This window comes from Pseudomonas sp. BF-B-30 (assembly GCF_019956305.1).
GTDB classification, from domain to species: domain Bacteria; phylum Pseudomonadota; class Gammaproteobacteria; order Pseudomonadales; family Pseudomonadaceae; genus Aquipseudomonas; species Aquipseudomonas jessenii.
Window position 1 is genome coordinate 303,599 of record NZ_JAHBDG010000011.1, and the last position, 20,175, is coordinate 323,773.

15 protein-coding genes and 1 pseudogene are annotated in these 20,175 nt (G+C 61.8%); 12 read left to right on the forward strand and 4 right to left on the reverse strand.

All coding sequences use genetic code 11. The features are described 5' to 3' along the window. Positions 1 to 9: 9 nt before the first annotated feature. The 4 genes from KGB29_RS07820 to KGB29_RS07835 all read right to left on the reverse strand — a co-directional run bounded on the left by KGB29_RS07820 (position 10) and on the right by KGB29_RS07835 (position 5,806). A complete protein-coding gene (locus tag KGB29_RS07820) occupies positions 10 to 3,105 on the reverse strand; it encodes an MdtB/MuxB family multidrug efflux RND transporter permease subunit (protein ID WP_150813810.1) in 3,096 nt (1,031 codons plus the stop codon). Then, a complete protein-coding gene (locus KGB29_RS07825; RefSeq protein ID WP_150813811.1) occupies positions 3,102 to 4,418 on the reverse strand; it encodes an MdtA/MuxA family multidrug efflux RND transporter periplasmic adaptor subunit in 1,317 nt (438 codons plus the stop codon). Before KGB29_RS07825 ends, KGB29_RS07820 begins: the two co-directional genes overlap by 4 nt. 177 nt (positions 4,419 to 4,595) lie before the next feature. Further along, positions 4,596 to 5,096, reverse strand: coding sequence for a thiol peroxidase (gene tpx / locus KGB29_RS07830; protein WP_057714973.1), 501 nt, complete (start codon positions 5,094 to 5,096; stop codon positions 4,596 to 4,598). A gap of 266 nt (positions 5,097 to 5,362) precedes the next feature. After that, a complete protein-coding gene (locus tag KGB29_RS07835) occupies positions 5,363 to 5,806 on the reverse strand; it encodes an SRPBCC family protein (RefSeq protein ID WP_150813813.1) in 444 nt (147 codons plus the stop codon). Between the two features lie 175 nt (positions 5,807 to 5,981). Here KGB29_RS07835 and KGB29_RS07840 point away from each other — a divergent pair, with 175 nt between their 5' ends. The 12 genes and pseudogenes from KGB29_RS07840 (at position 5,982) to KGB29_RS07895 (ending at position 20,128) form a co-directional block, all read left to right on the forward strand. Then, a complete protein-coding gene (locus KGB29_RS07840) occupies positions 5,982 to 6,407 on the forward strand; it encodes a YciI family protein (RefSeq protein ID WP_057714975.1) in 426 nt (141 codons plus the stop codon). Positions 6,408 to 6,771: 364 nt separating this feature from the next. After that, positions 6,772 to 7,185 (forward strand): annotated as a pseudogene (locus tag KGB29_RS07845) (hypothetical protein); the annotation flags it as partial. A 115-nt stretch (positions 7,186 to 7,300) separates the two neighbouring features. Further along, complete coding sequence (locus KGB29_RS07850; protein ID WP_150813814.1) at positions 7,301 to 8,248, forward strand: transporter; 948 nt, start codon at positions 7,301 to 7,303, stop codon at positions 8,246 to 8,248. A gap of 8 nt (positions 8,249 to 8,256) precedes the next feature. Next, a complete protein-coding gene (locus tag KGB29_RS07855; protein ID WP_150813815.1) occupies positions 8,257 to 9,237 on the forward strand; it encodes an AAA family ATPase in 981 nt (326 codons plus the stop codon). Then, the gene (locus KGB29_RS07860; protein WP_150813816.1) at positions 9,234 to 10,169 is read left to right on the forward strand and encodes a DUF58 domain-containing protein; all 936 of its coding nucleotides are present in this window, start codon (positions 9,234 to 9,236) and stop codon (positions 10,167 to 10,169) included. Before KGB29_RS07855 ends, KGB29_RS07860 begins: the two co-directional genes overlap by 4 nt. Further along, on the forward strand, positions 10,166 to 10,765 hold the full coding sequence (locus KGB29_RS07865) for a DUF4381 domain-containing protein (RefSeq protein WP_150813817.1): 600 nt from the start codon (positions 10,166 to 10,168) through the stop codon (positions 10,763 to 10,765). The genes KGB29_RS07860 and KGB29_RS07865 overlap by 4 nt, the downstream gene beginning before the upstream one ends. Beyond that, positions 10,752 to 11,744, forward strand: coding sequence for a vWA domain-containing protein (locus KGB29_RS07870; RefSeq protein WP_150813818.1), 993 nt, complete (start codon positions 10,752 to 10,754; stop codon positions 11,742 to 11,744). Before KGB29_RS07865 ends, KGB29_RS07870 begins: the two co-directional genes overlap by 14 nt. 1 nt (position 11,745) lies before the next feature. Further along, a complete protein-coding gene (locus tag KGB29_RS07875; RefSeq protein ID WP_150813819.1) occupies positions 11,746 to 13,326 on the forward strand; it encodes a VWA domain-containing protein in 1,581 nt (526 codons plus the stop codon). Next, entirely contained in the window at positions 13,323 to 14,744 is a 1,422-nt protein-coding gene (locus KGB29_RS07880; protein ID WP_150813820.1) for a BatD family protein, read from the forward strand. The genes KGB29_RS07875 and KGB29_RS07880 overlap by 4 nt, the downstream gene beginning before the upstream one ends. Next, positions 14,741 to 15,769: an HAD family hydrolase gene (locus tag KGB29_RS07885; RefSeq protein WP_150813821.1), complete on the forward strand. Its 1,029-nt coding sequence runs from the start codon at positions 14,741 to 14,743 to the stop codon at positions 15,767 to 15,769. The genes KGB29_RS07880 and KGB29_RS07885 overlap by 4 nt, the downstream gene beginning before the upstream one ends. A 73-nt stretch (positions 15,770 to 15,842) precedes the next feature. Then, complete coding sequence (locus KGB29_RS07890; protein ID WP_150813822.1) at positions 15,843 to 17,423, forward strand: arylsulfatase; 1,581 nt, start codon at positions 15,843 to 15,845, stop codon at positions 17,421 to 17,423. A 191-nt stretch (positions 17,424 to 17,614) separates the two neighbouring features. After that, complete coding sequence (locus tag KGB29_RS07895) at positions 17,615 to 20,128, forward strand: fused MFS/spermidine synthase (RefSeq protein ID WP_150813823.1); 2,514 nt, start codon at positions 17,615 to 17,617, stop codon at positions 20,126 to 20,128. The last annotated feature ends 47 nt before the right edge of the window (positions 20,129 to 20,175 follow it).

Sequence of the window (20,175 nt, forward strand, 5' to 3'; positions counted from 1 at the left end):
TGCGGGGCGTCATACCGTCGCCTCCTGAGCGTCGGACTTGCCAAAACGCCGACCGAGACGGTCGAAGTACAGGTAGATCACAGGCGTAGTGAACAGCGTCAGAATCTGACTCAACAACAGGCCGCCGACCATCACCAGACCCAGCGGTTGGCGCAGTTCCGCGCCGGAACCGGTGGCCAGCATCAACGGCACGGCACCGAACAAAGCCGCCAGGGTGGTCATCAGGATCGGCCGGAAACGCAGCAATGCCGCCTGATAGATCGCCGTTTGCGGGTCCATGCCCTGGTTGCGCTCGGCGTCGAGGGCGAAGTCGATCATCATGATCGCGTTCTTCTTCACGATGCCGATCAACAGGATGATGCCGATGATCGCGATCATGCCCAGGTCGTTGCCGCTGAGGATCAACGCCAGCAAGGCGCCCACCGCCGCCGAAGGCAAGGTCGAAAGAATGGTGATCGGGTGGATGTAGCTCTCGTAGAGCACACCCAGCACGATGTACATGGTCACCACCGCCGCCAGGATCAGCAGCAAGGTGCTCGACAACGAAGCCTGGAACGCCTGCGCCGCGCCCTGGAACTGGGTCTGCACGCCAATCGGCATGCCGATGTCCTTCTGCACCTGCTCGATGATCTCGACCGCATGCCCCAGCGCCACGCCGGGCGCGAGGTTGAAGGACATCATCACCGCCGGGAACTGGCCGATGTGGGTGATCGCCAGTTGCGCCTGACGCTCCTCGACATGCGCCAGGCTGGACAGGCGTACCTGACCGCCATCGGTGGTCTTGACGTGAATCTGCTCCAGCGCCTGCGGGCCGATCTTCTCCCCTGACTGCGATTGCAGCACCACGCGGTACTGACTGGCCTGGGTATAGATCGTGGAAATCTGCCGCTGACCAAAGGCGTCGTACAGCGCATCGGTGATGTTCGACACCGACACACCAACCCGCGACGCCGCATCGCGGTCAATCACCAGATAGACCTGCAAGCCCTTGTCCTGCAAATCGCTGGCGACGTCGGTCAATTCCGGCCGGTCGGCCAAAGCCTCGACCAGACGCCCGCTCCACAGGCTCAGCAGCTCCGAGTCCGGCGACGACATGCTGAACTGATACTGCGTGCGGCTGACCCGGTCTTCGATGGTCAGGTCCTGCACCGGCTGCATGAACAGGCGGATGCCGACCAGTTTGTCCAGTTCCGGTTGCAGGCGGGCAATCACTTGCATGGCGCTCAGGTCGCGGTCGTTGTGCGACTTGAGGTTGATCAGCAACCGGCCGCTGTTGAGGGTCGAGTTGTCGCCATCCACGCCAATGTAGGAGGACAGGCTCTCGACCGCCGGGTCGGCCAGGATGACCTTGGCCAGTTCCTGCTGGCGCTCGCTCATGGCGGCGAAGGAAATCGATTGCGGCGCTTCGGAAATGCCCTGGATGACGCCGGTGTCCTGCACCGGGAAGAAGCCCTTGGGCACCACCATGTACAGCAATACCGTCAGCGCCAAGGTGCCAATGGCCACCATCAAGGTCAGCGGCTGGTGCTTGAGCACCCACTGCAACTTGCGCCCGTAGGCGGCGATCATCCAGTCGATGAACGCACCGCTGGCACGGTAGAAGCGGCCCTGCTCTGCTTCCTTGGGTTCACGCTTGAGCAACCGCGCGCACATCATCGGCGTCAGGGTCAGGGAAACGACCAGGGAAATCAGGATCGCTACCGCCAGCGTAATGGCAAATTCGCGGAACAACCGCCCGACCACGTCCGCCATGAACAGCAGCGGGATCAGCACGGCGATCAGCGACAACGTCAGGGAGATCAGGGTGAAACCGATCTGCTTGGCGCCCTTGAGCGCCGCGTTCAGCGGGCTGTCGCCCTCCTCGATGAAACGCGAAATGTTCTCCAGCATGACGATCGCATCGTCCACCACGAAACCGGTGGCGATGGTCAGGGCCATCAGGGTCAGGTTATTGACCGAGAACCCAGCCAGGTACATCACGCCGAACGTACCGATCAGCGACAGCGGCACGGCCACCGACGGAATGATCGTGGCGCTGGCGCGACGCAGGAACAGGAAGGTGACCATGACCACCAGGGCGATGGCGATCAGCAATTCGTGCTGCACGTCCTTGACCGAGGCGCGGATGGTCTGGGTGCGGTCGGTCAGCACCACCACGTCGAGGCCGGCCGGCAGGTTATCGGTGATGCTCGGCAGCAGGGCCTTGATCCGGTCCACCACCTCGATCACGTTGGCGCCGGGCTGACGCTGGATGTTCAGCAGCACGGCCTGGTTCTCGTTGGCCCACGCGGCGAGCCGCTCGTTCTCGGCGCCGTCGACAATCTCCGCCACGTCCTTGAGCCGCAACGGCGCGCCGTTGGCGTAGGCCAGGATCAGGTTGGCGTAGTCCTTGGGCGACGTCAGTTGATCGTTGGCATCGAGCATCGAGACCCGGGTCGGGCCGTCGAAGTTGCCTTTGGGCTGGTTGACGTTGGAGGCGCCGATCAGCGTGCGCACATCCGACAGGTTCAGGCCGTTGGCCGCCAAAGCCTCGGGATTGACCTTGATCCGCACGGCCTGGCGTTGACCACCGGCAATGCTGACCATGCCGACGCCACTGATCTGGGCAATCTTCTGCGCCATGCGCGTATCGACCAGATCGTTGAGCTTGGGCAACAACATGGTCTTGGAAGTGATGGCCAGGGTCAGCACCGGCGTATCGGCCGGGTTGACCTTGTTGTACACCGGCGGTGCCGGCAGGTCCTTGGGCAACAGGTTGGTCGCGGCGTTGATCGCCGCCTGCACTTGCTGCTCGGCCACGTCCATGTTGATGTCGAGGCTGAACCGCAGGGTCAGCACCGACGCGCCGCCGGAACTGGTGGACGCCATTTGCGTCAGGCCGGGCATCTGCCCGAACTGCCGCTCAAGTGGCGCGGTCACCGCGCTGGTCATGACATCCGGACTGGCGCCGGGGTACAAGGTCATGACGCGAATGGTCGGGTAATCGACCTGGGGCAACGCCGACACCGGCAGCAACCGGTAGGCGATGACGCCGGCCAGGATAATCGCCAGCATGCTCAGCGTGGTGGCTACCGGGCGAAGGATGAACAGCCGCGAGAGATTCATGCGCCGCCCTTTTTCGCCTTGTCGGTGGTCGCAGGCTCAGCCGCGTTGACCGCCGATTTGCCTTGCAGGTGTTCGGTCGGCGTGGTCGGCACGTCCTGGCTGTCGTTGACCACCTCCACATCGCTGCCGTCTTTCAGGCGGTCAGTGCCTTCCAATACGACCCGATCGCCCGCCGACAGTCCTTCGGTGACCACAGTGTTCAGGCCGTCGCTGGCGCCGACTTTCAACTGACGGATCTTGACCTTCTTGTCACCGTCCAGGACATAGGCGAACGTGCCGTTGGTGCCGAACTGGATCGCGGCGGAAGGCACCAGTACCACGTCTTTGAGGGTGTCGGCCAACAGGCGCACATTGACGAACTGGTTGGGGAACAGCGACTGATCGCGGTTCTCGTAACGGGCCTTGAATTTCAGGGTGCCGGTGGTGACGTCGATCTGGTTGTCCAGGCTCTGCAGCACGCCCGTGGCTTGCAGTTTGGTATCACCGCGGTCCCAGGCTTCAGCCGGCAGTTTGGCGCCGCTGCGATAACGGGCCAGCACGGTGTCGAGGCTGTTTTCCGGCAGGGTGAAGGCCACGCTGATCGGTTGGGTCTGGGTGATGATCGCCAATGCGGTAGTGTCATTGGCCGCTACCAGGTTGCCGACGTCCAGTTGACGCAGGCCGACGCGACCGGTGATCGGAGCGCGGATCCTGGTGAATTCGAGGTTGAGCCTGGCGTCGTTGACCGCCGCCTGATTGGTCTTGACCGTGCCCTGGAACTGACCGACCAGCGCTTCGGCGGTGTCCAGGGTCTGCTTGGCAATACTGTCTTCGCGGTACAGGCCGCGATAACGCTCGACGTCGACCTGGGCGTTTTTCAGCTGCGCCTGATTCTGCAGCAAGGTGCCCTCGGCTTGAAGCAAGGCATTCTGGTAAGGGCGCGGGTCTATTTCGACGAGCATGTCGCCGGCCTTGACCATCTGCCCTTCTTCGAAATAGATCTTGACCAACTCACCGCCAACGCGACTGCGGACATTGATGGTGTTCAGCGCCGTAACCGTGCCCAGAGCCTTGAAATACAGCGGGAAATCACCCTTGACTGCCGGAGCCACTCGCACCGGCACCGGCCCGGACGCGCCACCGAATCCCGGGCGCATCCCGCCCGACCTGCCGGTATGCCCGGCGACGGCTTTCTGCCCCGCAGCCTCTTTGGGTGCAGCGCTGCCGGGCCAGAATTTCCAGCACAGGCCAGCGATGACCAACAGGACAAGCAGGCCGAACAGCCAGCGACGAGGACTACGGGAAACGGAGGATTGCATTGAGTGATCAACCATTGGGCGCGTGGGCTTTTTTACATGAGGCTGAACGATAAGCACTGGCGGGTTTTAAGCAAAGCGCCTTTACCGGCAATTTACCTTCGGCTTACGTAACAGGAGAATTATCCAAGACACTGAAACACAAATGAAAACGGCCTGGACAGGGCCAGGCCGTTAAACATTGTAAAGCCCGGCTTATTTCAGAACAGCAAGTGCCGCGTCATAGTTCGGCTCGTCAGCGATTTCGCCAACCAGTTCGCTGTGCAGCACGTTGTCGTTTTCGTCCAGAACCACGACGGCACGAGCGGTCAAGCCTTTGAGCGGGCCGTCGGCGATGGCCACGCCGTAGTTCTGGATGAACTCGGCACCACGCAGGGTCGACAGGTTCTGTACGTTTTCCAGGCCTTCGGCGCCGCAGAAACGGGCCTGGGCGAACGGCAGGTCAGCGGAGATGCACAGCACGACAGTGTTGTCGACGCTGCTGGCCTTGGCGTTGAACTGGCGCACGGAGGTGGCGCAGGTCGGGGTATCAACGCTTGGGAAGATGTTCAGCACTTTGCGCTTGCCGGCAAAGTCCTTCAGGGTGACGTCGGACAGATTGCCGGCAACCAGGGAAAAGGCTGGCGCCTTGGAACCGGCTTGTGGCAGTTGGCCGTTGACTTGAACCGGGTTGCCTTTGAGAGTGACTTGAGCCATGAACGGAGTCCTTCTGAACGTTGTGGTGGAGAATTTTGACGAGGCCGAAGTTAACCACGAAATTGTCCGACGACCTATGGTCAAACATAAATTGTCATGTATCAGAGCACAAAATTGGATACACGTGCCCTCCCATACACCACAAGACCCTGTGGGAGCGGGCTTGCTCGCGAATACGGCAGCACATTCAGCATCGCCGGGACTGACAGATCGCTTTCGCGAGCAAGTCGGATCGCCGCACCGCCGCTCCCACAGGGACAGCGGTGTTATTTGAGCAACCGCAACATATTGCGGTGGCGCGCCTCGAAAATCCGTCGCATATAGCCATTGACCAGCAACCACTCCACCGGCGCGCCGCCAATCGCCGAATACGTCACCCGGTCGGTGTATAGCGTACCGCCCTCTCCCGCTGCGACCCGATGTTCATGACGAAAGGCGCGCATCGGCCCGTTGAGCATTTCGTCGATGAAATGCCACTCACCGACCTCACGGATCACCACCGTCCAGTTCGACGGAAGAACATTGAACATCCAGTGCCTGAAACGAAACTGTCGACCTGCCTCGATGTGCAGGTTATTCAGGTCGATATCGCCCAGCGGTGTGATGCGTTCGGGGAAGATTTTCGGGAAGTTCACGCCTTCGAGGCAGAAGTCGAGGACTTGCCCAGGCGAGCGGTTGGGGATGAGGGTCGTGAGCTCCAGGACAGGCATGAGCAGTGGCAATCCATTGGCCGAGGGACCCGCAGGCTACCATCACACCAAAGCCCCATGCATCCCCTTGGGGTATCACTAAAATCTGTTGCAGTTTTTTGTTAGAGGGTTGTCGATTCAGGCGCTGATCATTCGACTATCAAGTAACTCACTTACCCCCCAATGGAGAAAAACCATGCGATTCATGATCATCATCAAGGCCAGCCAGGATTCCGAAGCCGGCGTGATGCCCAGCCAGGAACTGCTGACCGCCATGGGTAACTACAACGAAGAACTGGTGAAGGCCGGCATCATGCTCGCGGGCGAAGGCCTGCACCCAAGCAGCAAAGGCGCTCGTATAAAGTTTTCAGGTGACAAACGCACAGTGATCGACGGCCCCTTCATCGAAACCAAGGAACTGATTGCCGGTTTCTGGTTGTGGAAAGTGAAGTCCAAAGAAGAAGCCATCGAATGGGTCAAGCGCTGCCCCAACCCGATGCCTGGCACCGAGGCCGAGATCGAGATTCGCCAGGTGTTTGAAGCGGAAGATTTTGGTGCAGAGTTCACACCAGAACTGCGTGAGCAGGAACAGCGGGTTTGGGAACAGGCGAAGAAGAACTGAGGTTGACTGAACCGGCTGTTGCTTCAGTTTCCTGTGGGAGCGAGCCTGTTCGCGAAGAGGTCGTCATATCCAACGCTTATATTGACTGACAGGCCGCCTTCGCGAGCAGGCTCGCTCCTGCATCGGCTAGATAGTTACTTAACTTGTTTGGGCAAACGCTTGATCCGTATTAACTTTTTAGTACACGAAATTCACGAGAAACCGCCCACAAAACGAAAGAATTAATCCTTCCTACTGGTTAACCCGCAGTTAACTGCTAAGTTCATCTGACGAGTCCTACAGGCTTGATCGGAAAGGGATTACGCAGTTACGGCCAGGTTCAGGGGCCATCTGCCCAATCAGCCACCAGGGAACGGGGGGATTAATGTCTAAGATTTTGCGGAAGTACGCCTTTGTATGGGTGACTTCACTCGCACCTGCTTTTTGTGCTCACGCGGATAACGCCGAGACCGCCAACAAAAGCAACAACCCGCTGAACCTGGCACCCGGTATAAACCTGCAGGATTACTACACACCCAAGCTGTTCGATACCAACGCTCACACCAATGATGCGCTGCTGCGCGGCGCCCTTCCGATGGCAGCCAATGACGTCATAGGCGTCCCGCAGTTGCTGCGCGTCACGCTTCCCGTCAGCACCCGACCCGATCCGCACAACGGCTACAGCACCGGCATCGGCGACCTGAACGTATTCGACATTTTCCTGCTCAAGACCGAAGGCGTGCAGCTGGGCATCGGCCCGCAAATCACTGCGCCGACCGCCGAGCAGGATGAACTGGGGTGGTCCGTTCTACGGGATTTTGCGTTTGTATCTGCCAAAACCGGAAGTCACCAACGGCCAATGGCACATGCCGTTGCTGACTCCTGTCACCCCAAAACAATAAACGGAGTCAGGCATGTTCAGGCCTCTCGTAGTGCGCCCCTTGTTGGCGCTGTGCATGGTCAGCGGTAGTCCATTGGTACTGGCGGCCGAAGGTGGTGTCGGTCGCCCCATCACCGGGCAGCAAGTGTTTTCCAACGCAGGGATCGTGCCCCCGGAGCCGGGTTGGGTCATGTCCCTGACCAGCATCTGGTACGACGGCGAACTCAAGGGCAGCGCTCAAGTGCCGATCGTGGGTGCCATCAGTACCGGGCTGGACATGAAGGTTTCCTACACCATGGCCAACTTCACCCATGTCTGGGACACCGGCAAAGGTCCCTGGAACTATGCCTCGGCCATAGGCGTGCCAGTGCAGTATACCGACATCACCGCCAACGTGACCGGCCCCCGTGGCCGTACACTGGGCACCTCGGACACCGGCACCCAGTTCGCCGACATGCTGGTGACCCCGATCGCGGCTGGCTACCACTTCGACGAACTCAACCACATCTCGCTCTCGCTGCCGATCTACGTGCCGACAGGCGCCTACAACGTCGATCGCCTGGCCAACCCCGGGCAGAACAATTACACCTTCATGCCTACCGTGGCGTTCACCCACCTGGATGGCAAGGGCGGCGAATTCACCCTGTCGAGCGGCCTGGAGTTCTACACCGAGAACGACGCCACGGATTATCGCAACGGCAACATTTTCACCCTCGATGCACTGTGGACCCATGGATTCGGCAACGGCTGGAACGCCGGCATGGTGGCAGGCTATATCCAGCAGCTCACCGATGACTCCGGATCCGGCGCAACCAGTGGCTTTCGCGGGCGCTCCGTGGGCGCTGGCCCGACAGTGGGCTGGACCGGCAAGTTCGCCGACGCCCAGGCCAATATCAGTGCTCGCTGGGTCCCGGAGTTCGATACCAAGAACCGGCCTGAAGGCAATGGTTTCAGCGTCAACATGACCCTGGCGTTTTTCTAGGAGACCCCATGACCGCACTCAACGACCTCAATGCCCTGCAAGCCAGCATCGCCGAAGCCGTGCTCGGCCAGGATCAGGTCATTCGACAAATCCTTGTGGGCCTGCTGGCCAACGGTCACCTGCTGCTGGAAAGCCTGCCCGGCCTGGCCAAGACCCGTACGGTGAAAGCATTGGCCAAACACCTGGACGCGAAGATGAGCCGCATTCAGTTCACCCCGGATTTGCTGCCGTCGGACATCACCGGCGCCGAGGTGCTGCATCAGGTCGAAGGCAAGAACGAAATCCGCTTCCAGCCCGGCCCGCTGTTCGGCAACCTGATTCTCGCCGACGAAATCAACCGTGCACCGGCCAAGGTCCAGGCGGCGTTGCTCGAAGCCATGGAAGAACGCCAGATCACCGTGGCCGGCAACAGCCATGCGCTGCCGGAACTGTTCATTGTGGTAGCGACTCAGAACCCGATCGAACAGGAAGGCACGTACCCGCTGCCGGAAGCGCAGATGGACCGCTTCCTGATGAAAGTGTTGCTCGATTACCCGAGCGCGGAAAACGAAAGCCAGGTGCTGCGTCTGCTGCGCGAAGAAGAACAGGCCCTCGGCGCCAGGACCGCTGCGGTGCAGGGATTCTCGTTGTCTCAGGACGTGGTGTTCGGCGCGCGCCGAGAAGTCAGTGCCGTGCACGTCTCCCCGGCCATCGACCGTTACCTGATCGACCTGATCAACGCCACTCGCCACCCGGCCGATTACGACGCCGACCTCGGGCGCTGGATCAGCATCGGCGCCAGCCCTCGCGGCGGCATCGGTCTGGACCGCTGCGCTCGGGCGGACGCCTGGTTGCAGGGCCAGGATTTCGTTTCTCCGGACAACGTCCGCGCCGTGGTGCACCCGGTGCTGCGCCATCGTCTGCAACTGAGCTACGACGCGGTGGCCGATGGTGTGAGCGCCGATCAGGTGCTCGACCGTCTGCTCGATAAAGTGGCGATTCCTGCGTGAACATTGATGGCCTGGTGTATGTCTCTCTGGCGCAGTTGATGGCCCTGGAGTTCAAGGCCCGTGACCTGAGTTTTCTGGCGCGTCAGCCCCAGGGCAGCATCCTGGCCGGCAACCACGCTTCGCGTTTGCGTGGCCGGGGCCTGAACTTCGATGAGCTGCGTCGATACCAGCCCGGCGATGACCTGCGCCACCTCGATTGGCGCGCATCCCTGCGCACCGGCAAACCGGTGGTACGGACATTCACCGAAGAGCGCGACCGCCCGGCGCTGATCCTCGTCGACCAGCGCATGTCGATGTTCTTTGGTTCGCAACGCAGCTTCAAATCCGCGGTCGCCGCCGAGCTCGGCGCCCTGGCGGCGTGGATGGTGTTCAACGCCGGCGACCGCGTCGGTGGACTGGTCTTCAACGATCAACGCATCGACAGCATCGCCCCGCTGCGCAGCCGCAAACGGATCGAAGCGCTGTGCAGCCGCATCGCCCAGCAGAACCAGGCGCTCAATGCCGCCAACCCGGACGCCGAGGGCGAAGACCAGCTCGACAAGGTCCTGCAGCATTGCCTGGCCGTGGCCGGTCACGATCACCTGATCTGCATCGTCAGCGACTTCGCCGGGGCCGGCGAACGCACCTTGCAACTGATGCGGCAACTGGCGGCGCACAACGATGTAATTGCCACGCAGGTGTATGACCCGCTTGCGCTTAACCTGCCGAAAAACGGCCGCGTGCTGGTCACCCAAGGGCAATTGCAGGTGGAGCTGGCGGTGGATCGGCAACAGGTGCACCAACCCCTCGGAGACTTTCTCAGCGGGCGGCTCAAGGACGTCGCGACTTTGCTGCGCCGCAGCCAGGTGCCACTGATGATGTTCAGCACCGCAACAGAAGCCCACGAACAACTGCGCGCCGAACTGGGCAAGCTTACCGGAGGGCGCCGATGAACCCCGCTATCCCGAGCATCGACCAGCTCAAGGAAATGGCGCTGCCGGCGCCGGTCAGTTATGCACCGCAAACCTGGGGGTGGTGGGCGTTGCTGGCGTTGTTGATCGTTACGTTGGGGGTGACCGGCGCGCGGCGCTACCGGCAATGGCGGCGCGATCGCTATCGGCGCGAGGCGTTGGTGCGGCTGGAGGAATTGCAGCAGCGCAGCAATGACCTGAATGCGTTGCGCGAGCTTCCTGAGTTGCTCAAGCGCGTGGCCCTTTCCATGCCCTACGCATCCCCTGTGGGAGCGGGCTTGCTCGCGAAGAGGGCCTTAAACGCAACATCCATGTCGACTGACCGGACGCATTCGCGAGCAAGTCGAATCGTCGCACCGCCGCTCCCACAGGGGTCTCCAGCGGCGTTGGGGAAAGAGGACTGGCAGGCATTTTTGCAGCGGCACAGTAAACAGCCGCTACCCGTCGACTTCAGCCAACAACTGTCGCTGCTGGCCTACGCCCCCGACGCAACATTGCGGGCCATGCCCAATGAACAGCGCCAACAGCTGTTCAGCACCTGCAAAACCTGGGTGGAGCGTCATCATGTGGCAGCTTGATTACCCCTGGCTGCTGATCCTGCTGCCGCTGCCGTGGTTCGGCTATCGCTACCTGTCCGACTACCGCGAAGCGCGCAGCGCCGTGCGTGTACCGTTTTTCGGGGCGATGAGCCGCGCCGTCGGCCAGGCACCGAGCCAGGCCGGCACCCGCAGCAACCGCTGGCAATTGCTCCTGAATCTGCTGGTCTGGACGCTGTTGCTGGTGGCGGCAAGTCGGCCGGTGTTGGTGGAAAAGCCCATCGAGCGTCAGCAGCCGGTGCGGGACCTGATGCTGGCCATCGACATTTCCCAGTCGATGGAAACCACCGATTTCACCGACGCCAACGGCCAGAAAATCAATCGCCTGGCCGCAGTCAAGGAAGTGGTGCACGGGTTCATCGACAAACGTAAAGACGATCGAATCGGACTGATCGTGTTCGGCACAGGTGCCTATCCACAGGCACCGCTGACCCTGGACCACGCCAGCCTGTCGCTACTTCTGGACGACACCGGCATCGGCATGGCCGGCCCCAACACCGCCATCGGCGACGCCATCGGCCTGAGCCTGAAACTGCTGGCCCAGGCCCACGAGCAGGAAAAAGTGCTGATCCTGCTCACTGACGGCAATGACACCAGCAGCGCCATTACCCCGGATCACGCGGCCGCCATGGCCGCGGCCAAAGGCGTGGTGATTCACACCATCGGCATCGGCGACCCGACTGCCGAGGGCGAAGCCAGGGTCAACCTGCAAGGCTTGCAGGACATTGCCCAAGCCACGGGCGGGCGTTTCTTCCGCGCCGAAGACCGCAATGCCCTGGATCAGGTCTACAGCACCCTGGACAAACTCACCCCGCATCAGGTGAAAACCCTCAGCCACCAGCCCAAACGCGATCTGTTCTGGTGGCCGCTGGGCGCTGCCATTGCCCTGCTGGCGCTTTATCACCTGGGCGCCCTGCTGCTTCCACGGCTGATGCTCGCCCGTCAACGGCAGGAAGCCTGACATGGACATCAACCTCAGCGACTTCCATTTCCTGCGCCCACTGTGGCTGTTGCTCGCGGTGTTCGGCGCATTGCTGCCATTGCTGTGGCGGCGCAACCAGGACCTGCAACGGCGCTTGCGCAGCAACATCGCCGCGCACCTGCTGCCGCATCTGCTGATCACCCCGCAGGACCGGCAACGCCTGCGTCCCGTGCACCTGGTATGTGCGCTGCTGGTACTGGGCGCCATCGCCGCCGCCGGGCCGACCTGGGAACAGGATCGGCCGGACTTTCTGGAAAACCGTGCGCCGCTGATCATTGCCATCGACCTGTCGCCCTCCATGGACGCCAGCGACGTTCCACCCAGTCGCCTGGAAGCGGTCAAGCACAAGCTCCACGACTTGATCCAGCGCCGCGCCGGTTCGCGCAATGCCTTGATTGCCTACGCCGGCAGCGCGCATCTGGTGTTGCCCGCCACCGACGACCCGGCGCTGCTCGATACGTTCATTCAGGCCCTGAGCACCGACCTGATCAGCAAACCGGGGAAAAATGTCAGCGCGGTCATCGATCAGGCCAAGCGCCTGCTCGCCGCCGAGAAAACGCCCGGCACCCTGCTGTTGATCACCGATGGCGCCGACATCTCGGCACTGGCCGGGCTGGACAAGCAACTGGCAGACAGTGCGCTGCAAGTGCTGATATTGGCGGCCGGCAGCAGCGACGGCGGGATCATCCGCGATGCCAGCGGCCAGCCACGCACCGACAGCGACGGTCGCCCGCAACTCGGCAGCTTCGATCAGGACGCCCTCAAGCAGCTTGCCTCAACGCTGGACGCCCCGCTGGGCAGCCTGACCCTCAACGATGACGATCTGGACTGGATCGAACTGCACGCCGAGCAGCACTTCCAGGCAGCCAGTGACGAGCAGCGCGAATTGCACTGGAAAGACGCCGGTTACTGGCTGTGCTGGCCGCTGTTGTTGCTCGCTTTCTTCAGCGTACGCAGGGGCTGGAGCCTGAACTGGATGGCTGCACTGCTGCTGACGGTGGGCTTGGGCCTGCAACCGGCGCCGGCACAGGCCAACGCGCTGACCGATGCCTTTTTCACCCGCGACCAGCAAGGTCGCTGGGCCTTCGAACATGAGCACTACCCTCAGGCGGCGGCACTGTTTGTCGATCCGTACTGGAAAGGCGTGGCCGCCTACAACGCCGCCGATTTCGACCTGGCACTGGCCAGCTTCGCGCGACTCGATACTGCGCAGGCGTATTTCTACCTGGGCAACACCTACGTGCGCCGCTTCAAGTTCGATCAGGCCATCGCGTCCTATACCCAGGCGCTGAAATTGCAACCGCAGTTCCCGGAAGCCACGGCCAACCTGGCCCTGGCCATTGCCTTGCAGAAAGACACCGAAAGCGCCGAGAAAAACACGCCAGAGGTCAAACCCGACGAAATCAAGATGGACAAGGCGCCGGGTAAAGGCCAAAGCAAAAAGGTGGAGACCCAGCAAGCGGCCTCGGATGAGCAATGGTTGCAGAACCTCACCACATCGCCGGCGAAATTCCTCAAGCAGAAATTCAGCTTGCAGGATCAGGCGGGGGTCAAGCCATGAGCGTTATTCGGCAAGACCGCGTCGCGGCATTCGCGAGCAAGCCCGCTCCCACAGGGGGCTTGTGGTGTCCTTGTGGGAGCGGGCTTGCTCGCGAAAGGGCCCGACCACTCACCACAATACTCGGCGCCCTGCTCATCGGCCTGATCAGCCTCAACACATTCGCCGCCGACCCTCAGTTGAAAGTCCAGGCCAGCCTGCAACCCGCCGACCCCGTCATGGTCGGCAGCCTGGTCCAGTTGCGACTAGATGTCTTCACCGACTCCTGGTTCACCAGCGCCCCCACCCTGCCCGACCTGAAACTGCCCGGCGCATTGGTGATGCCACCGGACGGCCATGCCCAGCACATCAACCAGACCTTCGACGGCCAGTCCTTCAGCGGCATGCGCTACAGCTACCTGATCACCCCGAACCTGGCCCAGGGCTACGACATTCCGGCACTGACGGTACAAGCCACACCGGGTCAGGCAAGCCACGAACTCAGCGCCAAAAGCCAGCCTTTGCACTTCAACGCCGCGCAACCACCGGGGTTCCAGCCCGGAGAGGCGGTGCTGGTGGCTCAAGGGCTGCGGTTTACCCAGAAGACCGTCAATTCGGCCACGCCGCTGAAGGTCGGCGACAGCATCACCCGGGAACTGACCTTGCAGGCCGACGGTGCCCTGGCCATGTCACTGCCGACACCGGCGCAGGATGTCATCAAGGGTCTGAGCCGTTACCCGAAAGCACCGCAAATCCGCAATCTGGATGACGGTCGCGGCAACTTCAATGGCGGCCAGCGCATCGACAGCGTGACTTATCGAATCGACACCGAAGGCCACTACAGCCTGCCATCCGTCGAAATCAAATGGTGGGATGCCAGCAGCCAGCAAACCCGCATGGCCACGGTGCCTGCCGTGACCTTCGACGCGGTGGCCAACAACGCCTACAAACCGGTGTTTTCCATTACCGAAGACCTGAAAAAACTCGGCCAGCAGAATCGCCTGCACCTTTCCGGGCACTGGTTCGGACTATTGACACTGGTGTTGGCGGTAATGGCACTCGGCTGGTTCAGTCGCCCGCTCGTACACCGCACGCACCTCAAGTGGCAAGCCCGACGCCGCGCCCGACATGCCGCCTGGCTGGAGTCCGCCGACTACGCATGGCGGCAGATACCGCCGCAGATCGAAGGCAAACCGGCGCAACTCAGCGCCCTGTACCTGTGGACCCGCCGCAGTCGTCGGGGCCTGAAACTGACCGGCCTCGGCCCACGCCTGCAAACCTTCCTGCGCGCCTGTTATGGCCGCGAACCGGACAAAGACCAGGCGCTGCGCCAAATCGGGGAGTCCTTGTCTACGCTGCATAGTCAGTCCGGACGCAACAGAGAAACAGTCGTCTCTGCTCTTCATCCGCTCAACCCCGTTCACGAGAAGGACTTGCCATGACGAACTCGACATCGCTACGCCATCATCGCGCATTCAGTTTCCTGCTGACCTTGGCCTTGAGCCTGCCGCTGCTGGTGCAGGCAGCCGAGCCACTGCCCTCCTGGAACGACGGTCCGTCGAAAAAGCAGATCATCGAGTTCGTGCAGACGGTCACCGATCAAAACAGCAAGGACTTCGTCAAACCCGAGGACCGCATTGCCGTGTTCGACAACGACGGCACCTTGTGGAGCGAGCAACCGATGTACTTCGAGTTGCTGTTCGCCCTGGAAGAAGTCAAACGCACCGCGCCGCAGCACCCGGAATGGAAAACCACCCAGCCGTTCCAGGCCGTATTGGAAAACGATCACAAGGCACTGGCCGCCACCGGCATGGAGGGCCTGCTGAAGATCTTCGGTGCGACCCACACCGGCATGACCACCGAAGCTTTCGATGACTATGCCAAGACCTGGCTGAGTCAGGCCAGGCATCCGAAAACCGGCAAGCCGTACACCGAAATGATCTTCCAGCCGATGCTGGAGATGCTCGACTACCTGCGCGGCAAAGACTTCAAGACCTACATCGTCTCCGGTGGCGACACCGGGTTCATGAGAGCCTTCGCCGAGAAGGTCTATGGGGTACCGCCCGAGCAGGTTATCGGCACGACCTTCGTTACCAGCTTTGAATACAAGGATGGCAAGGCGTCGATCCTGCGCACGCCGAAACTGGCCCACAACGACGATGGCCCGGGCAAACCGGAAAGCATCGACGCGGTGATCGGTCGTCGGCCAATCCTCGCCTTCGGCAACTCCGACGGCGACCTGCAAATGCTCCAGTGGACCGCCGACGGTCCCGGCAAACGTTTCATGGGCCTGGTGCATCACACCGACGCCAAACGCGAATGGGCATACGACCGGCAGTCGCAGATCGGTCGTCTGGACAAGGCCCTGGACGAAGCAAACAAGCGTGGCTGGACGGTCGTCGACATGGCGTCCGAATGGCGTCGAATCTACCCGTTCGATGCCGCCACTTCCGAGCAAGTGCAATAAAAAGACGTTACGCAGGACCGCAATAAACGTTTGTCGCAGCACGCGACGCAAGTGAGCATAAGGAGCCAGTCAGATGACTCGCATACGTAAGTGGATACCGAAACTCGCCTTGGTGGCGACTACGGTCATGGCGTTTTCGGCAACCGCCGGGGCCGCCGAGAAACCCAACATTCTCGTGATCTTCGGCGACGATATTGGCCAGACCAACATCAGCGCCTACTCCATGGGCGTGGTCGGCTACAAGACTCCGAACATCGACCGGATTGCCAAAGAAGGCATGATGTTCACCGACTACTATGCGGAGAACAGCTGCACCGCCGGCCGGTCGACATTCATCACCGGACAGTCGGCGCTACGTACCGGGCTGTCGAAAGTCGGGATGCCGGGTGCCCCGGTCGGCCTGCAAAAACGCGACATCACCATCGCCCAGGCCCTCAAGTCCCAAGGCTACGCCACCGGTCAGTTTGGCAAGAACCACCTGGGCGACAAAGATGAATACCTGCCGACCAACCACGGATTCGACGAATTCTTCGGCAACCTGTATCACCTCAACGCCGAAGAAGAACCCGAGCGTCCGTACTGGCCCAAGGACGACCCCGCGTTCGTCAAGGCCTACTCGCCGCGCGGCGTGATCCACAGCTTCGCCGATGGCAAGATCGAAGACACCGGCCCGCTGAACACCAAGCGCATGGAAACCATCGACGACGAAACCACCGCCGCCGCGCAGGCGTTCATCGAGAAACAGGCCAAGGCGGACAAGCCGTTCTTCGTCTGGATGAACACCACTCGCATGCACTTGTTCACTCACGTGCGTGAATCGATGAAGGGCCAGAGCGGCATGCCCGGCAACGATTATGCCGATGGCATGATCGAGCACGACGGCGACGTCGGCAAACTGCTGAAAACCCTCGATGACCTGAAAATCACCGACAACACCATCGTCGTCTACACCACCGACAACGGCCCGAACCAGTTCTCCTGGCCGGACGCGGCGACCACGCCGTTCCGCAACGAGAAGAACTCCAACTGGGAAGGTGCCTATCGCGTACCGGCAATCGTTCGCTGGCCGGGCAAGATCAAGGCCGGTGAGGTGTCCAACGAGATGTTCTCGGGCATGGACTGGTTCCCGACCTTGCTGGCCGCCGCTGGCGATGCCGACGTGAAAACCAAGCTGCTCAAGGGGTGGGCACCGACTTCCGGCGGCACCAACTTCAAGGTGCATCTGGACGGTTACAACCAGTTGCCCTACCTGACCGGCCAGGCGCCCAAAGGTGAGCGCAAGGAGTTCTACTACTTCAACGATGACGGCGTGCTGGTGTCGATGCGCTTCGACAACTGGAAAGCCGTGTTCTGCGAACAGCGCGCACCGGGCGGCTTCAAGGTCTGGAGCGAACCGTTCGTATGCTTGCGCGTACCGAAGATCTTCAACCTGCGCATGGACCCGTATGAACGTGCCGACGTGGTTTCCGACCAGTATTACGACTGGCAAACCAAGAACGTCTACCTGGCGGCTGTAGCCGTCGAAAAATCGGCAACGTTCCTGCAGACCTTCATCGAGTATCCACCCAGCCAGAGACCGGCCAGCTTCAGCATCGACCAGATCCGTGCTGCGGTAGACGCCAAGATCGCTGAAAAAATGAAAGCTGCACAGTAAGACCGCTGGACCGCCGCTCGCCTTCATTGGCGAGCGGTACTGTTTCCGAGTTGGGACCGTATTGGCCCCAATCGCGGGCAAGCCCGCTCCCACACTGGATCTTCGGTACGACAAAATCCCTGTGGGAGCGGGCTTGCCCGCGATGAGGCCCGTACAGTCGCAGTTTTCTTGAATTGCAAAGGCAATCCGCAATGACCTCACGTGTCGCCAGCAAATCGTCGGCCATACCTGCCCCGCAAGTCGCCTCCCCGGCGCTGTTGATCCCCGCCCTGCTGCTGTTTGTCTCCGGCGCCGCGGCGCTGGTGTATCAGGTGCTGTGGATCAAGCAGTTGTCGTTGGTCGTAGGCGTCGAGGTCTATGCCATCACCACCGGGATCAGCGCGTTCTTTGCCGGGCTGGCCCTGGGTGGCTTGCTGTTCGGGCGCTGGGCGGACCGGATGCAGCAACCGGTTGTGCTGTACGCCGGGCTGGAAGTGCTGGTGGCCGTGCTCGGTGTCTCTGCAACCTTTGCCATGAGCCTGGCGGCCAGCCCGTTTGCCTGGCTGGAAGCACACATGGGCTTGCTGGCCTGGGTGCTGCCGTTCGCGCTGGTGGGTATTCCTGCCCTGTTGATGGGCGGCACCCTGCCGGTGCTGGTTCGCTCCCTGGCCACTGACCCGCAACACCTGGGCAAGGCCGGCGGGCAGCTGTATGCGGCGAACACCGCCGGGGCCATCGCCGGCACCCTGCTCGCCGCGTTCGTGCTGATTGCCACCCTCGGTGTGCGCGGCAGCGCGCTGGCCGCCGCCATGCTGAACCTGCTGGCCGCCGCTGGGGCCTTGTGGTTCCAGCGCCAGCGCGGGGTACCCGTCGATGCCCTGGTGAAACATCACACTGAAAAAGCCCCCGACCGCCTGGCCCTGTGGCTGTACTCCATTGCCGGTGGCGTAGCCCTGGGCTACGAAGTGGTGTGGTCGCAATCGATCGTGCAATTCATGAGCACCCGCACCTACGCCTTTGCCGTGGTGCTGGCGACTTACCTCACCGGCTTGTTCCTGGGCAGCATGCTGCTGGCTCGTCGGGTCGATCGCCTGCGCGATCCCTGGGGGGTGTTCGGCGTGCTGATTGCCGCAGCCGGCGCGATTGCCTTGCTGGAAGTGGCGTTGCTCGGACGCTGGCTGGTGCTCGCCCAGACCCTGGCCGAATCCTGGGTATTGTCATTGGGCGGCAGTGAACTGGCTGGCATGAGCACGCGGTTTGCGGTGGCTGCCTTGAGCATCGTGTTTGTACCGACCCTGTTGCTGGGGGCTGCGTTCCCCTTGGCCCTGCGCTTGAGCGTCGGCGGCGAACAGGTGGGGCGCCATGTCGGCGAAGTCGTCGCGTTCAATACCCTTGGCGGGATTGTCGGCGTGATGCTCTGCGGCTTTATCCTGATCCCGATGCTGGGCCTGGTACGGACCCTGGGCCTGCTGGCGCTGATTGCCGCCGGTATCGCGTACCTCGCCGTGCGCAAGGGCCATGGTGTGAAGAAAGGCCGGCGTCAGGCGGTGATTGCCATCGGCCTGGTGTCCCTGGCGCTCGCCGTGTTCACGCCGGTCAACAAGCTCGCCAGCCTGCTGCCGGGCGCGCGCAATGGCACGCTGACGTTCTACGAAGAAGGCCGTGGCGGCACCGTCGCCGTGGTCACCCAGGGCAAGGGAGAAAGGGCATTCCAGCGTTTGTACATTCAGGGCGTATCCAATACCGGTGACGCCATGCCGTCCCTGCGCTACATGCGGATCCAGGCGCTGCTGCCCCTGCTGATCCACAACGGTGAGCCGCGCTCGGCACTGGTGATCGGGTTCGGTACCGGCATCACCGCGGGCGCCCTGACCCGCTACCCCGGCCTGGAACATCGCGTGGTTGCCGAACTGCTGCCTTCGGTGGTCAAGGCAGCCCCCTTGTTCAAGGGTAATTTCAACGCCGCGGCCGATCCGGGGGTCGATGTGCGCTTGCGTGACGGTCGCCAGGAACTGCTGCGCAATCCGCAGCGCTACGACCTGATCACGCTCGAGCCACCACCGCCCTCCGCTGCCGGCGTGGTCAACCTGTATTCCCGGGACTTCTACCAACTGGCCGCCAGCCGCTTGCACAAACAAGGCCTGGTCGCGCAATGGCTGCCGCTTCCGACGCAGAACATCGACGACTCGCGCTCTCTGGTGCGCAGCTTCCTCGACGTGTTCCCGTACGCGACCCTGTGGACCAGCGAGTTCCACGAGATGCTGCTGGTGGGTTCGATGGAGCCGATTGAACTGGATGCGGCGAAGATCAACGCGCGCTTCCAGCAGGACAGCGTTCGCAGCACCTTGCAGGATGTCGGCGTCGGTTCGGCCGCAGCATTGCTCGCGACATGGGTGACTGATCGTGAGGGGCTTGAACGCTTCGCTGGCGATGCGCAACCGGTGACGGACGATCAGCCGCGCATCGAGTACGCACCCTGGGTTCGCTCGAAAGAGATCAGCCGCGTGTTGCCCGCCCTGCTCGCCCTGCACCAGTCGCCAGCCGTGTTGAACGCCGACGCCGGGTTCATCGAGCGCATGAACACCCAGCAACAACGCCTGATGCAGTTCTATCGGGCGAGCCTGCATGCGTACGACGGAAACCGTGACGCTTGGGCCAGGGATATGCGCGAGGTGATGCGTGGGGATTCCGGGAATCCGTATTACCGGTGGTTTGTCGGGGAGTGATGCGACGCCTGACAGATCGCCATCGCGAGCAAGCTCGCTCCCACAGG

Bases quoted from the DNA above. Each gene is read 5' to 3' on its own strand.
- KGB29_RS07890 (WP_150813822.1), top strand. From the start codon at position 15,843: ATGACTCGCATACGTAAGTGGATACCGAAACTCGCCTTGGTGGCGACT.
- KGB29_RS07880 (WP_150813820.1), top strand. From the start codon at position 13,323: ATGAGCGTTATTCGGCAAGACCGCGTCGCGGCATTCGCGAGCAAGCCC.
- KGB29_RS07870 (WP_150813818.1), top strand. From the start codon at position 10,752: ATGTGGCAGCTTGATTACCCCTGGCTGCTGATCCTGCTGCCGCTGCCG.
- KGB29_RS07850 (WP_150813814.1), top strand. From the start codon at position 7,301: ATGTTCAGGCCTCTCGTAGTGCGCCCCTTGTTGGCGCTGTGCATGGTC.
- KGB29_RS07875 (WP_150813819.1), top strand. From the start codon at position 11,746: ATGGACATCAACCTCAGCGACTTCCATTTCCTGCGCCCACTGTGGCTG.
- KGB29_RS07835 (WP_150813813.1), bottom strand. From the start codon at position 5,806: ATGCCTGTCCTGGAGCTCACGACCCTCATCCCCAACCGCTCGCCTGGG.
- KGB29_RS07820 (WP_150813810.1), bottom strand. From the start codon at position 3,105: ATGAATCTCTCGCGGCTGTTCATCCTTCGCCCGGTAGCCACCACGCTG.
- tpx (WP_057714973.1), bottom strand. From the start codon at position 5,096: ATGGCTCAAGTCACTCTCAAAGGCAACCCGGTTCAAGTCAACGGCCAA.
- KGB29_RS07840 (WP_057714975.1), top strand. From the start codon at position 5,982: ATGCGATTCATGATCATCATCAAGGCCAGCCAGGATTCCGAAGCCGGC.
- KGB29_RS07865 (WP_150813817.1), top strand. From the start codon at position 10,166: ATGAACCCCGCTATCCCGAGCATCGACCAGCTCAAGGAAATGGCGCTG.
- KGB29_RS07895 (WP_150813823.1), top strand. From the start codon at position 17,615: ATGACCTCACGTGTCGCCAGCAAATCGTCGGCCATACCTGCCCCGCAA.
- KGB29_RS07885 (WP_150813821.1), top strand. From the start codon at position 14,741: ATGACGAACTCGACATCGCTACGCCATCATCGCGCATTCAGTTTCCTG.
- KGB29_RS07825 (WP_150813811.1), bottom strand. From the start codon at position 4,418: ATGGTTGATCACTCAATGCAATCCTCCGTTTCCCGTAGTCCTCGTCGC.
- KGB29_RS07855 (WP_150813815.1), top strand. From the start codon at position 8,257: ATGACCGCACTCAACGACCTCAATGCCCTGCAAGCCAGCATCGCCGAA.